Origin of the sequence: Pseudarthrobacter chlorophenolicus (assembly GCF_000962805.1) — a bacterium.
GTDB lineage: Bacteria > Actinomycetota > Actinomycetes > Actinomycetales > Micrococcaceae > Arthrobacter > Arthrobacter chlorophenolicus_A.
In genome coordinates this window covers 106553-118191 of sequence record NZ_JZTW01000015.1, presented here as the reverse complement: position 1 = coordinate 118191, position 11639 = coordinate 106553, and the positions used below count along the sequence as shown (strand labels likewise).

Below are 11639 nucleotides of genomic sequence, written 5' to 3'. Positions count from 1 at the left end.
TTCAGAAGGGGGTCGGTCGCTTTCTTTCCGCATCAGCGGCGGCGACTCAGAAAACAATACACGCCCACCAACCCCACAGCAAATCCGTCCCCGGGACGGCCAATGGCCCCCAGAAACCTTGCAATTGCAGGGATTCTGAGGGCCATTGGCACTTTCCAACCGTTCTAACGGCCAGAACTGCCTGACGTGCGGTGGGTCACAGCGTTACTTCTGCGCGCGGGCAGTCGGGCTCATGTCGTCGTCGGAAGAGGTGCCGGTCTCCCGGCTGTCGCCGGTGGCCGCGGCAACCGTGCTGCCCTCCACGGTGTGGCGATCGTTCTTGTCGCCATCGCCGCGGGTCTTCATCAGGCTGGCCACCGTGGCTACAGCAATGGTGGCGCCGATGAACACCAGCGAGAACCAGATGGGAATCTCGGGGACCCACAGGAGCGGCTGCCCGCCATTGATGAAGGACAGCTCGTTGACATGCAGTGCGTGGAAGACCAGCTTCACGCCGATGAAGGCGAGGATAACGGCCAGGCCCTGGGCCAGGTACACGAGGCGTTCCAGCAGACCGCCGATCAGGAAGAACAGCTGCCGCAGTCCCATCAGGGCGAACGCGTTGGCGGTGAAAACGATGTACGCCTCGTTGGTCAGCCCGTAGATGGCCGGGATGGAGTCAACGGCGAAGATCAGGTCCACGAAGCCGATGGCGATAATGGTCAGCATCATGGGGGTGAAGAAGCGGCTGCCGTCCTTCTTCACGGTGAGCTTGTCACCGTGGTACTCGTCAGTGACGGGCAGGACGCGGCGGACCAGCTGCATGAACTTGCCGTCGGCGGGGTTGGACTCGTGGCTGCCGAATGCCTGCTTGTAGGCCAGGAACAGGAGCAGCGCGCCGAAGATGTAGAAGATCCAGGAGAAGTTCTCAATGAGCCCCGCGCCGATGGCGATGAAGCCACCGCGCAGGATCAGCGCGATGACGATGCCGATCATCAGCACCTTCTGCTGGTACTTCTTCGGGACGGCGAACCCGCTCATCACGATCAGGAACACGAACAGGTTGTCGATCGAGAGGGCCTTCTCAGTAAGGTAGCCGGCGAAGTACTCCCCGCCGAAGTTCCAGCCGGAGACCATGCCGATCCCGACGCCGAACAGCAGGGCCAGCCCGATATAGAACGCGGACCAGCGGGCTGATTCACCGATGGACGGCTCGTGGGGTTTGCGCACATGCGCGAAGAATTCGTAAACGAAGAACAGGACGGTCACCGCAAGGGTGATGATCCAGATGAGTGGTGTTACCTGCATTTGGGTACTCCAAGGGGTTGGCGCTGACAGTTACGCCAAGGTCTCCTCCGCCCGGTTGAACCGGAGCCGATGGCCCGGGATGCATCGCTGCATCCGTATTGACGGGCCGATCACAGACGGGAGTACTCCCCTTGATGCGTCAATTCTAACTCATGCGCGGCGGCACCCGCTCAAGCACCGCCGTCGTACGCTCCTCTCCGGCGGAACCGCCTACGTCAGTTTGGGCACGAGCACGGGGGTGCTCTTCTTGTATTCCTCGTAGTCCGGCTGGCCGCCCCATTTCCTGTCCGCCTTCTCCTCAAGGGGCGGGACGCCGCTGCCCTTGGTGAGCAGCAGGGTGACGAAAACCGGCGAGACGAGGGCAGCCCACTGCCAGCCCTGGAGCACGGGCAGGGCGATGATGGCGACGCCCACCCACAGCGTGATTTCGCCGAAGTAGTTAGGGTGCCGGCTCTTGGACCAGAGTCCCGTGGAGATAAAGCGGCCCTGGTTGTCGGGATTGTTCTTGAACCGGGTCTTCTGCACGTCGGCGATGATCTCCACGGTGATGCCCAGGATCCACACGGCCAGGCCAGCCCAGAAGAACCCGTCCAGGCCCACCTTCTTGTCCGAGGTGATAGCCACCCAGGCCAGGGCCGCGGTCAGCACCACCCACAGGCCCTGCAGGGTCCAGGTGTTGAGGTAGCGGGAGAAATCGGGCTTCAGCTCGTCGAAGCGGTCGTCCTTGCCGTGCTTCATGACGCGCAGGAAGAGGAAGCCGCCCAGCCTGAGGGCCCACAGCACCACCATTGCCGCCAGCAGCATGCCGCGGGCATCGATTCCCGGGCTGGCCAGCACCAGGAACACCGTGATGGAGATGTAGGTCAGGGCGCCGGTGAGGTCGTAGAACTTCTCGGTCTGCTTCGCGAAAGAAGGAATGAACACCAGCCACTGGATCAGCATTGCGGCCGCCACACCCAGTGCGAACACAGGGTAACCACCGATAGCGGACCCGCCCTGGCTGCCCGCCCAGGCAATAAGCACCGCGGCCACCACCGCGAGCCCAACACTGATGAGCGCCTTACGGCTCTTGTCCTTCATTCTTCAAGGTCCTTTCCCCTGGCCTGCCGCACGCTGCTGCGCGGCGCGGTCTGCCCGCCCACCCAGTCTTCGGAGCCAAACCGGATTTGTATGGGTGGACCCGTCCGGACACGCAGGCGGCACCGAACTGCCAATGCAGCCGTCCCCCGATTCCAGGAGCCCAGCATGAGCCACCGCACCAAAAACTGGCTGACCGCCTATGCCGTCGCCGCCCTCATTTTCGCAGTACTGGACGTGGTGTGGATCCTGGGTGTGGCGAATCCGCTGTACAAATCGGCCATCGGGGGCATCCTCGCGGAGAAGACCAACTTCGTGGCAGCCGTCCTGTTCTACGTCATCTTCGTGGCCGGGATGGTGCACTTCGGAGTCCGGCCCAACAGCACCGACCTCAGCCTCCAGCAGCGGGTCACCGGTGCGGCGCTGTTCGGGTTCTTCACCTACGCCACGTGGGCCCTTACCGGGCTGGCCGTCCTCAAGGACTTCACGGCGCTGGTGGCCGTGACGGACATTCTCTGGGGTGCCGCGGCCTGCAGCCTCGTCACGTGGCTGACCTCGCTGGTATTACGACGGCGGCTGGCGGAGCGGGCTGCCTGACCCGCCTCCGCTTCGGCGCACCCGGCGTCACACACGGCATACTTTTGGCCCTCCCGCGGGCGGCAGACCCAGCAAATACCAAGGCTCCGCCGTCGTGCGTCATCTAAAAGCGTGCTCTGCGTGACACGGGCGCATACTGGAAAAGCCGGCCAACCGGCCTCCCCCGTTCCCGGACCCGCGAAAGGCCACCGCATGCCCGCACGCTTCTTCCCCGCCGACCCGTCCCGGCTGCACCTGGTGCTCATGCTGATGCTGACATTTTCCACGGGGGTGATCGATGCGGTGGGTTACCTCGGTCTGGACCGCGTCTTCACAGCGAACATGACCGGCAATGTGGTGATCCTGGGCATGGCATTGATGGGCGGCGACAACCTGCCGGTCCTGGGGCCGATCGTGGCGCTGGCAGGATTCATGGCCGGCGCCTTGGTCTCTGGGCGGACCCTGCGCATCATCAAGTCCGGTTGGACGCACCGCACCACCGGGCTGCTAGGGGGCGTGGGCGTTGTGATGGCGGCCGTGGCCATAGCCCTGCTCAGCGGTGTGACACCGCGGAACAACGAGCCGCTGACGGTCGCAATCACCGGCGTCTTGGCGGTGGCGATGGGCGTCCAGGCCGCCACGGCACGTCACCTCAACGTCAAGGATGTGTCCACCGTGGTGGTCACCTCCACCATCACCGGTCTGGCCGCCGATTCGCGTCTGGGTGCCGGCACGCATCCGTTCTGGGGCCGGCGGCTCGCGGCGGTGGGGCTCATTATGGCCGGGGCCGCCCTCGGCACCGTGCTGCTGCAGATCCACATCGGCCTCGGAGTGCTGATGACCGCCCTGATCACACTCTTCGTGGCCCTGGTGGGTTGGAATGCGGTGACCCGGCAGGATGCGGCGGCGTCGGCTCCTGTTGCGGAGCCGGCGTCGTAAGCGCCTGATTAGGCGTCACGCGCAGCACTCTTTCGGCCCGGCGGCGGCGAGCAAACCCCCGGAAAACCAGGGCCCCGCCGTCGTTGGTGCTCTAAAAGCATGCTGAGCGTGACAAAGGCGCGGGCCGCCGTCGTATGCGGAAGGCTCAGCCGAACAGGGCCGCCACCCGGGTGAGGGTTTCGTAGACGCCGTAGGCCAGCGGCACCCCCACCAGTGCCCAGCCCAAGGCAAGCTTCCCGGTGGCGGTGTTGACGGCTGCGTCGTCCGGTGAAGCGGAATTGTTGCTCATCTTAGGCCTCCATGGCGGGTTCGTGCGGGCGTTCGCGGTCCGGGCGGGGTTCGTGGAATCGTGCGCTGACGGGTTTGACCAGCCGGTTCGCCACAAACCCGACCACCAGCAGAGCCACCATGGTCAGCAGGGCGGGCTGGTAGGACGCGGCGGTCAGCTGGCCGGGCTTGCCCTGGGCATCCAGGAAGGCGTTGACGATCAGCGGTCCGGCGACGCCGGCAGCAGACCACGCGGTCAGCAGCCGGCCGTGGATGGCGCCCACCTGGAAGGTGCCGAAGAGGTCGCGCAGGTAGGCGGGGACGGTGGCGAAACCGCCGCCGTAAAACGAGATGATGAGGAAGGCCAGCGCCACGTACAGGATGGTGGTGCTGGATCCGGCCAGCGCCAGCACCGTGTACAGCACCGCCCCGACGCCCAGGTACAGCATGTAGATGCGCTTCCGGCCGGTGATGTCCGAGGTGGCACTCCAGGCGAACCGGCCCGCCATGTTTCCGATGGACAGCAGCCCCACGAACCCGGCGGCGACGGCGGCACTCACCGCGGAGGCGCCGTCGGACGTCCTGAAGAAGTCCTGGATCATGGGTGCCGCCTGCTCCAGGATGCCGATGCCAGCGGTGACGTTGCAGAACAGGGCCACCCACACCAGCCAGAACTGCGGGGTCTTCACTGCGTTCTTGGCGGAGACATTCTCGGTGGTCACGAGTTTGGCAGCCTTGACCTTGGCGGGGTCGAACCCGGCCGGCCGCCAGCCGTCCGCGGGGACCTTGATGGTGAAGGCGCCGAAGAGCATGTAGACGAGGTAGGCGACGGCGAGGGTCAGGAAGAGCTTGCCCACGGCATCGCCGCTGGCCACCCAGCCCTGGGCGCCGGAGTTGGGGTCGTACGCCTTGAGCAGCGCTGTGGACACCGGGCTGGCAATGAGGGCACCTCCGCCGAAGCCCATGATGGCCATGCCGGTGGCCAGGCCGGGCCGGTCCGGGAACCACTTGATCAGCGTGGACACCGGCGAGATGTAGCCAATGCCCAGGCCGATGCCGCCCACCACACCGTAGCCCAGGTAGACGAGCCACAGCTGGTGCGTGAAGATGCCCAACGAGCCGATGAGGAAGCCACCCACCCAGAACATGGCCGAGGTGAACATGGCCTTGCGCGGGCCGTTCCGGTCCACCCACGTGCCCATGATCGCGGCGGACAGGCCCAGCATCACGATGGCAATGGAGAAGATCAGGCCGATCTCGGTGAGGCTGGCGCCGAAATGCTTGACCAGGGCTGTTTTGTACACGCTGGTGGCGTAGGCCTGGCCGATGCAGAGGTGGACGGCGAGCGCCGCCGGCGGCACCAGCCAGCGATTGAAACCCGCCGGCGCGATGGTTCTTTCACGGTCCAGGAAGCCCATGGATGATTTCCCCTGCTCGATAGACGTCAGTGTCCGGCAGTCCAGAGGCTTTTGGCCCTACCCTCGGACCTTTTGGCACCTCAACACGCCTCCGGCCATCCTCCGCCACATGATCAGCAAACGTAGGATTCCTGCGGTGAGTGGTGGAGGATTCACGGTGAGCGGCGCTCCCCCGGCCTGGCACCAGCGGGTGCGGAGGGTGCGTGCGGCGCCCTCCTAGGCTCGGTGGGCCAGATCGATCCAGTACCGACGGAGGCGCCCGCCGTCGTCATCCGGTCGGACGTCCTCCAGTTTGCCCCCGCACCGTTCGATGGTCCGGGCAGAGGCAGCGTTGTCATCGTCGCAGGTCAGGAGGACGCGGTCCGGTTCACCCCGTTCAGCCAGGCGGGTGCAGACTTCACGCAGTGCCCACGTGGCAACGCCCTGGCCGCGGTCGGCCGGGCGGACGCCATAACCAATGTGGCCGCCCGAGTTCAGCAGCGCCGGCGTGAGGTAATGGCGGAATGCGATGGACCCCACGTACCGGGAACCCTTGGTGATCCACCAGTAAGTGCACGGAACAATGCCGCCAGTCCCGTCGGCCTGTTCGGCGTTCCCCAGCTTGCCCACCCAGGCCTCGAAACCCGCCAGGCTGCTGACATCGTCCCCCGCGAACAGCCCGGCACCGTCCTGATGGGTACCGGCCCACTCCCGGTGCGATTCGGCGAAGGAACCGTAAAAGGAGACATCCGGGGCGACCAGTTTCAGCATGTCCATGACCCTATTCTGCCGCCGCTGTAGGTTGATGCTGCACTCTCACTTACCTCTCGACCAGGGCGGATATACGGATGGACGCTGACGTCATCATCATTGGCAGCGGGCTGGCAGGGCTGGTGGCGGCCAACGAGCTGGCCCGTGCCGGCAAGCGCGTGGCCATCGTTGAGCAGGAGAACGAAGCCAACCTGGGCGGCCAGGCGTTCTGGTCCCTGGGCGGGCTCTTCCTGGTGGACAGTCCCATGCAGCGCCGCCTCGGCGTCCGGGATTCCTTCGAGCTGGCCTGGCAGGACTGGCAGGGCTCGGCGCAGTGGGACCGCCTGGCCGGACCGCTCGCCGAGGACCAGTGGGCGCAGCAATGGGGCCGCGCCTACGTCGAGTTCGCCGCTGGCGAGAAGCGTTCCTGGCTGCACCAGCAGGGCATCCGGTTCACGCCGCTGGTGGGTTGGGCCGAGCGCGGGGACGGCCGTGCGGGCGGGCACGGAAACTCCGTGCCGCGTTTCCACGTCCCGTGGGGCACCGGTACCGGCGTCTCCGAACCCTTCGCGGACAAGGCGCGGGCGGCGGCGTCTGCGGGAAGCGTCCGCTTACATTTCCGGCACCGGGTGGACGCTTTGACGTACGACGGCGGCGCGGTCACCGGGGTGCGCGGCTCCGTTCTGGCGCCGGATGCTTCGCCGCGCGGTGTTTCGTCCAACCGGGACGTTGTGGGCGGTTTCGAACTGCGGGCACAGGCGGTGGTGGTTGCCAGCCGCGGGATCGGCGGCAACCACAGCCTGGTGCGGCGCTGGTGGCCGGAACGGTTGGGAACGCCGCCGGAGGAAATGGTGACCGGAGTGCCGGAGTATGTGGATGGGCGGATGCTGGACATCGCGGAGGGATCCGGGGTGCGGCTGGTCAACCGCGACCGCATGTGGCATTACACCGAGGGCATCCGGAACTGGGACCCCATCTGGCCGGACCACGCCATCCGGATCCTGCCCGGACCGTCGTCCCTGTGGTTCGATGCGCTGGGCCGCCGGCTGCCCGCACCCGGGCTCCCGGGCTACGACACCCTGGGCACCCTCCGGCTGCTGCGCACCACCCCGGACATCCAGCAGCACAGCCATTCGTGGTTCATCCTCAACCAGCGGATCATCGAGAAGGAGTTCGCCCTCTCCGGGTCCGAACAAAACCCGGACATCACCGGCCGCGACCTCAAACTTCTGCTCCGCAGCCGCCTGGGCAAGGGTGCACCGGGTCCCATCGAGGCCTTCAAGGAGCGCGGCGCCGACTTCGTGGTGGCCGGCAACCTGGCGGACCTGGTCCGTGGCATGAACGGGCTCACCGCCGAGGCCTTGCTGGACTACGCGCAGCTTCGGCGGCAAATCGAAGAACGGGACGCCGAAGTGCGGAACCCCTATTCCAAAGACGCGCAGGTGGCGGGCATCCGCAACAGCCGCCGCTTCCTGGGCGACCGGCTCTTCCGCACCGTCAAGCCGCACCGGATCCTCGATCCTGCCGCGGGCCCACTCATCGCTGTCCGTTTGCACGTGGTCACCCGCAAGAGCCTCGGCGGGATCCAGACCAAACTCTCCGGGCAGGCGCTGGGCCAGGACGGCTCCCCTGTTCCGGGCCTCTACGCCGCCGGGGAAGCGGCCGGGTTCGGCGGCGGAGGCGCCCACGGCTACAACGCCTTGGAGGGGACGTTCCTGGGCGGCTGCCTCTTCACCGGCCTGACCGTAGGACGGTCGCTGGTCCGGTCGCTGTAGTTGGTCGTTCAGCATGAAAGTGCCCCGCCGTAGGGGACATTGGCACTGGTCCCCGAGCCGGCCTGTCCTAGGATCGGCATAGGCGAACAACCCGGACCCCACATCGGAGTGGCGGCCGGTACCGGAGAACGGGGGCATTGTGGAATCCACATCGATCGTGGTGGGCTATGACGGTTCTGGGCCGGCGGCTCTTGCAGTCCGGTGGGCGGCGCGGGAGGCGGCCCTGCGGAGGGTTCCGCTGCACCTGGTGCACTGCACGCTGTGGCCGCTGTTGACGAAGAACCTTGGCCCGGTTCCCGGGATCGCGGACAGCGGGCTGCAGCGGGCGGCCGAAATCACGCTGGAAGAGGGTGTTGGGCACGCGAAGCAGGCCTCCCCGGGCGTCGACGTCCGGACCAGCCTGGTGTCCGGCAGCCCCGCAGTGCAACTTCCCAAAATCGCGGCGGACCAGGAATTGCTGGTGGTGGGAAGCCGCGGGCTGGGAGGGTTCATGGGACTGCTGGTCGGTTCCGTGAGCCTGGAACTGGCAGCTACGGCGCCGTGTCCAGTTGCCGTGATCCGGGAAGGCGGCGATCCGGGCGGCCCCGTGCTGGTGGCTGTCGACGATTTGAGTTCACCGGCACTTGAAGATGCCTGCAGCGCGGCTGCGGCAGAGGGTACCCGGCTCGTCATCGCTCATGTCCAAACGGTTCCGTCCGGTTATCGGCTGGTCCGCGATCCTGTGGACCCCGGCGCCGCAGCGGAGGCACTCCTCGACGCCGCCGTCGCAAATGCCCGGGAGCTCGCCCCTGAACTCACTGTGGAGAAGCAGCTCCTCACCGACACATCGGTACCCCGCGCCGTCCTGCACGCTGCCGAGGCCGCCCGCCTAACCGTCGTCGGGACCAAAGGACAAGGAGTGATCAAGGGCAGCATCGGTTCCACCGCGCACGCCATCCTTCACCATGCCAAAGGCCCGGTGCTCGTCTCAAGGCGCCAGCCCGCAGCCAAGGGAGCGCACGAAGCGTAATCCGCGTGCTGCCCGCGATGTCGGGTTTTGGTGCTCAGGCCTGCTGTCTAACCGTGCTGCTCAATCGCGGCCCGGCGCTTCCGCTGCGATCGCGTCAAGGTCGCGGACCGCGAACCGGTGGTGTTCCCATTCCTCGTGCAGGATGACGTGCAGGCAGTCGAGGGTGGTGACGGTGAAGCGCGGTTCGTCCGGTGCGGGATGCGTCGCCTGAAGCTCCTCGGCGGTGGCGCCGGAGATGAAGTCCCGCACCATGTCCACGCGACCGGCCCGAACCTCGAGCACTTCGCCGTAGGAGGGCTTGGTTTTCTGGAAGACGGACATGTCCAGTCCGTCCGTCTCGTACTCGGCGTTCGGTTCGCCGGCCGGGTGGTACGGCTTGTCGATGCCCAGGACCGGCCCGCGCAGCCATTTGTCCGTGGCCATCACCAAATGCCGCAGTGTCTGCGCGAATGACCACTCGCCGTCGACCGAGACGTCCTCGGCTCCTGGCGGCATCTGCGCCACGCGCTGGGTGGTGGCGGCCCACGTTTCCTGCAGCCGGTCCCAGGCGTCACGGAGGCCGGCAGGATCTGCGGCGCGCCGAAGCTCCCTGCCGGGGAACCGCCGGTTGAGCTCAGCATCGATCAGCGGAGCCACGTTCACGCCGTTCACGTACAGGGACCTGTCGTCCTCCAACAGCCAGGGCGAGTCGATGTCCGCGCCGTCAATCTCCACGCCGCGCATCACGACGCCGGAGAGGCTGCTCCGGACGAACCGCGCCCCGCGGAGGCTCACGTCGGAGAACGCGGCACCGCGCAGGTCATCGGATCCGGTGAAGGTAACCATGCGCGCCATCATTCCGCGTGACGGGCCGCGCATCAAGGCGTCCGCAGCGCCGGCACCTGCTCAGGCGCCGGCGTCGTCCAGTTCTTCGGCCGCCACCGACGAGACAATGCTGCCGCAGCCCTGCAGGAACATGCGGCGGCCCTGGCCCTCATCCGTCCATACCCAGACGATCGCGTAGTCGGAGGTGACGGCGTCCACAGTGCCCGTGCCGGTGGTGGTCCCTTCGGCGAAGTGCACCCTGTCCCCTACCGCAAACCGGGGGTGCCGGGTCTTCTTGCGCCGCGGCCGCGGCGGTGCTGTCTGGTGGTCCTGGTGCATCGGCTTCCTCGGCTCGCGGGCGGGTCGGTCAGCTCATTACAACCCTGCCCGCTGCTCCCAGGTCACGCGTTCCGGCGTGGTGTGGCAAGACTAGCGCGCCCACGTGGATCCGGCTTTGCGCGGCAGCCCCGAACGGAATGTGACTGCACGCCAGAGGGGCGATTCACCGGCCGCTGTTGGGTAGTCCCAGCCGTTGACCGGGGGTCGCGGCGGCGGTGGAATTAAAGCGGCTCCTACAGCAGCAGAAGCCAGTCCACGAAGCGGCCTCCGCTTCCGGAAGGCCGCCCAAAAATGGAGGTCGATATGGGACAGGCACGCGAAGTCATGGATCGCTTAACCACGGCCATGGACCAAAAAGACAAGGACACGCTGGCCGGATGCTACGCCGCCGACGCTGTGGCCTACACCCCGGACAGGGGCGAGCTCCGGGGACGGGACGCCATCACCGCCTACCTCTTCCAGTTCTGGGATGCCATGCCGGATGTCCACTACGAACACGCCGCCCGGCATGAATCAGGGAACGTCGCCATCGACGAAGGCACCATCATCGGAACCAACACCGGTCCGCTGCCCCACCCGTCCGGGAACAACCTCCCGGCCACCGGTAAGCAGCTGAGGATGAAGAGCTGCGACATCGCCACCGTTAAGGACGGCGAAATCACAGAGCACCGCTTCTACTTCGACCAGGTGGAGTTCCTGTCTCAGCTGGGGCTGATGCCGGAGATGTCCGAGCACTGACCGGCTCCTTCGGCCACCCGGCACCCGGAGACGCAGTAATGCCGTGGACACCCGTTATTCGGGTTTCCACGGCATCTGCTTTTCGCGCCCCCCGGTGGTTACTGCCCTTTACTGGCGGTGCGTCCGCTGCTCAGGTGCCCGCCCAGGAACCCGCTGACCAGCAGCAGGACCGCTCCGGCCCGTGCCAGCCGTATGCCCAATTTGTGCCAGCCGCGTTGGCGTGCCGTCCACGAGGCCAGGTAGACGACGGCGGCGGCGGCGTTCACTGCGGCATGCACGACGCCGACCCGCTGGATGGGCCGGTCCTTGGTGGTCCAGTGTGCCCAACCGGTGAGGGCGGTGGGTACGGCGGCCACCACGCCCAGTGCGACGAGCCGTTTGGCGGCCTGGCGGGAGCCGTCGTCCTTGAAGAAGTCCAGGAAAATGGCCATCCACCAGGCCCCGAACGGCAGGTCGGTAAGGATGCCGTGCAGGGGAATTCCTGTTGTTTCCCCCAGGACGGCGGACCTGACCCGGCGGTCAGTCATGAGGTGCTTGGCCACCGGTTCAGCCCTGTCCACCACCGCGTCCAGGGGTCCCGCCGTCTCCAGTCCCGCAAGTATCCGTCTGTAGTTGCTTCCGCCCGCTACGTTGCTGCGCATGCACCACAAGATACTCCGGGCGTCCCCCGATTGCACCGGT

Annotated in this window: 13 protein-coding genes; 5 read left to right on the top strand and 8 right to left on the bottom strand. The window is 66.5% G+C overall.

The genetic code is table 11. The features are described from left to right. Positions 1 to 204: 204 nt before the first annotated feature. Both UC32_RS15310 and UC32_RS15305 read right to left on the bottom strand, forming a co-directional pair. Positions 205 to 1287, bottom strand: a complete 1083-nt coding sequence (locus UC32_RS15310; RefSeq protein WP_045732042.1) for a TerC family protein — start codon at positions 1285 to 1287, stop codon at positions 205 to 207. Between the two features lie 210 nt (positions 1288 to 1497). After that, complete coding sequence (locus UC32_RS15305; RefSeq protein WP_045732041.1) at positions 1498 to 2367, bottom strand: DUF1295 domain-containing protein; 870 nt, start codon at positions 2365 to 2367, stop codon at positions 1498 to 1500. A 165-nt stretch (positions 2368 to 2532) separates the two neighbouring features. Here UC32_RS15305 and UC32_RS15300 point away from each other — a divergent pair, with 165 nt between their 5' ends. Both UC32_RS15300 and UC32_RS15295 read left to right on the top strand, forming a co-directional pair. Further along, positions 2533 to 2961, top strand: coding sequence for a DUF2177 family protein (locus tag UC32_RS15300; RefSeq protein ID WP_045732040.1), 429 nt, complete (start codon positions 2533 to 2535; stop codon positions 2959 to 2961). 192 nt (positions 2962 to 3153) lie between these two features. After that, the gene (locus UC32_RS15295; RefSeq protein ID WP_045732039.1) at positions 3154 to 3879 is read left to right on the top strand and encodes a YoaK family protein; all 726 of its coding nucleotides are present in this window, start codon (positions 3154 to 3156) and stop codon (positions 3877 to 3879) included. 145 nt (positions 3880 to 4024) lie between these two features. On the opposite strand, the gene UC32_RS20835 is transcribed toward UC32_RS15295, so the two are convergent. The 3 genes from UC32_RS20835 to UC32_RS15285 form a co-directional block, all read right to left on the bottom strand. Beyond that, a complete protein-coding gene (locus UC32_RS20835) occupies positions 4025 to 4168 on the bottom strand; it encodes an MFS transporter small subunit (RefSeq protein ID WP_200896399.1) in 144 nt (47 codons plus the stop codon). A 1-nt stretch (position 4169) separates the two neighbouring features. Continuing rightward, complete coding sequence (locus tag UC32_RS15290; protein WP_045732038.1) at positions 4170 to 5564, bottom strand: OFA family MFS transporter; 1395 nt, start codon at positions 5562 to 5564, stop codon at positions 4170 to 4172. A 216-nt stretch (positions 5565 to 5780) separates the two neighbouring features. After that, entirely contained in the window at positions 5781 to 6320 is a 540-nt protein-coding gene (locus tag UC32_RS15285; RefSeq protein ID WP_235423683.1) for a GNAT family N-acetyltransferase, read from the bottom strand. A 71-nt stretch (positions 6321 to 6391) separates the two neighbouring features. On the opposite strand from UC32_RS15285, the gene UC32_RS15280 reads away from it, so the two are divergent. Next, positions 6392 to 8068 (top strand): FAD-binding dehydrogenase, encoded by a 1677-nt coding sequence (locus UC32_RS15280; RefSeq protein WP_045732037.1) that lies wholly within the window; start codon positions 6392 to 6394, stop codon positions 8066 to 8068. Between the two features lie 139 nt (positions 8069 to 8207). Next, complete coding sequence (locus UC32_RS15275) at positions 8208 to 9077, top strand: universal stress protein (RefSeq protein WP_082072155.1); 870 nt, start codon at positions 8208 to 8210, stop codon at positions 9075 to 9077. A gap of 60 nt (positions 9078 to 9137) precedes the next feature. Here UC32_RS15275 and UC32_RS15270 read toward each other — a convergent pair whose 3' ends face one another. Together UC32_RS15270 and UC32_RS15265 are read right to left on the bottom strand one after the other, a co-directional pair. After that, a complete protein-coding gene (locus UC32_RS15270) occupies positions 9138 to 9902 on the bottom strand; it encodes a DinB family protein (RefSeq protein ID WP_045732035.1) in 765 nt (254 codons plus the stop codon). A 60-nt stretch (positions 9903 to 9962) separates the two neighbouring features. Next, a complete protein-coding gene (locus UC32_RS15265; RefSeq protein WP_045732034.1) occupies positions 9963 to 10220 on the bottom strand; it encodes a hypothetical protein in 258 nt (85 codons plus the stop codon). A gap of 303 nt (positions 10221 to 10523) precedes the next feature. Here UC32_RS15265 and UC32_RS15260 point away from each other — a divergent pair, with 303 nt between their 5' ends. Continuing rightward, on the top strand, positions 10524 to 10958 hold the full coding sequence (locus UC32_RS15260) for an ester cyclase (RefSeq protein WP_045732033.1): 435 nt from the start codon (positions 10524 to 10526) through the stop codon (positions 10956 to 10958). A 98-nt stretch (positions 10959 to 11056) separates the two neighbouring features. Here UC32_RS15260 and UC32_RS15255 read toward each other — a convergent pair whose 3' ends face one another. Then, positions 11057 to 11599 carry a DUF2231 domain-containing protein gene (locus tag UC32_RS15255; protein WP_045732032.1) on the bottom strand — a complete coding sequence of 181 codons (543 nt, stop codon included), beginning with the start codon at positions 11597 to 11599 and terminating at the stop codon, positions 11057 to 11059. Between the last annotated feature and the right edge of the window lie 40 nt (positions 11600 to 11639).

What these genes read in the sequence shown, in the direction of transcription:
- UC32_RS15255 (WP_045732032.1), bottom strand. Translation starts at nt 11,599, where the DNA reads ATGCGCAGCAACGTAGCGGGCGGAAGCAACTACAGACGGATACTTGCG.
- UC32_RS15310 (WP_045732042.1), bottom strand. Translation starts at nt 1,287, where the DNA reads ATGCAGGTAACACCACTCATCTGGATCATCACCCTTGCGGTGACCGTC.
- UC32_RS15285 (WP_235423683.1), bottom strand. Translation starts at nt 6,320, where the DNA reads ATGGACATGCTGAAACTGGTCGCCCCGGATGTCTCCTTTTACGGTTCC.
- UC32_RS15295 (WP_045732039.1), top strand. Translation starts at nt 3,154, where the DNA reads ATGCCCGCACGCTTCTTCCCCGCCGACCCGTCCCGGCTGCACCTGGTG.
- UC32_RS15265 (WP_045732034.1), bottom strand. Translation starts at nt 10,220, where the DNA reads ATGCACCAGGACCACCAGACAGCACCGCCGCGGCCGCGGCGCAAGAAG.
- UC32_RS20835 (WP_200896399.1), bottom strand. Translation starts at nt 4,168, where the DNA reads ATGAGCAACAATTCCGCTTCACCGGACGACGCAGCCGTCAACACCGCC.
- UC32_RS15300 (WP_045732040.1), top strand. Translation starts at nt 2,533, where the DNA reads ATGAGCCACCGCACCAAAAACTGGCTGACCGCCTATGCCGTCGCCGCC.
- UC32_RS15290 (WP_045732038.1), bottom strand. Translation starts at nt 5,564, where the DNA reads ATGGGCTTCCTGGACCGTGAAAGAACCATCGCGCCGGCGGGTTTCAAT.
- UC32_RS15280 (WP_045732037.1), top strand. Translation starts at nt 6,392, where the DNA reads ATGGACGCTGACGTCATCATCATTGGCAGCGGGCTGGCAGGGCTGGTG.
- UC32_RS15270 (WP_045732035.1), bottom strand. Translation starts at nt 9,902, where the DNA reads ATGGTTACCTTCACCGGATCCGATGACCTGCGCGGTGCCGCGTTCTCC.
- UC32_RS15260 (WP_045732033.1), top strand. Translation starts at nt 10,524, where the DNA reads ATGGGACAGGCACGCGAAGTCATGGATCGCTTAACCACGGCCATGGAC.
- UC32_RS15305 (WP_045732041.1), bottom strand. Translation starts at nt 2,367, where the DNA reads ATGAAGGACAAGAGCCGTAAGGCGCTCATCAGTGTTGGGCTCGCGGTG.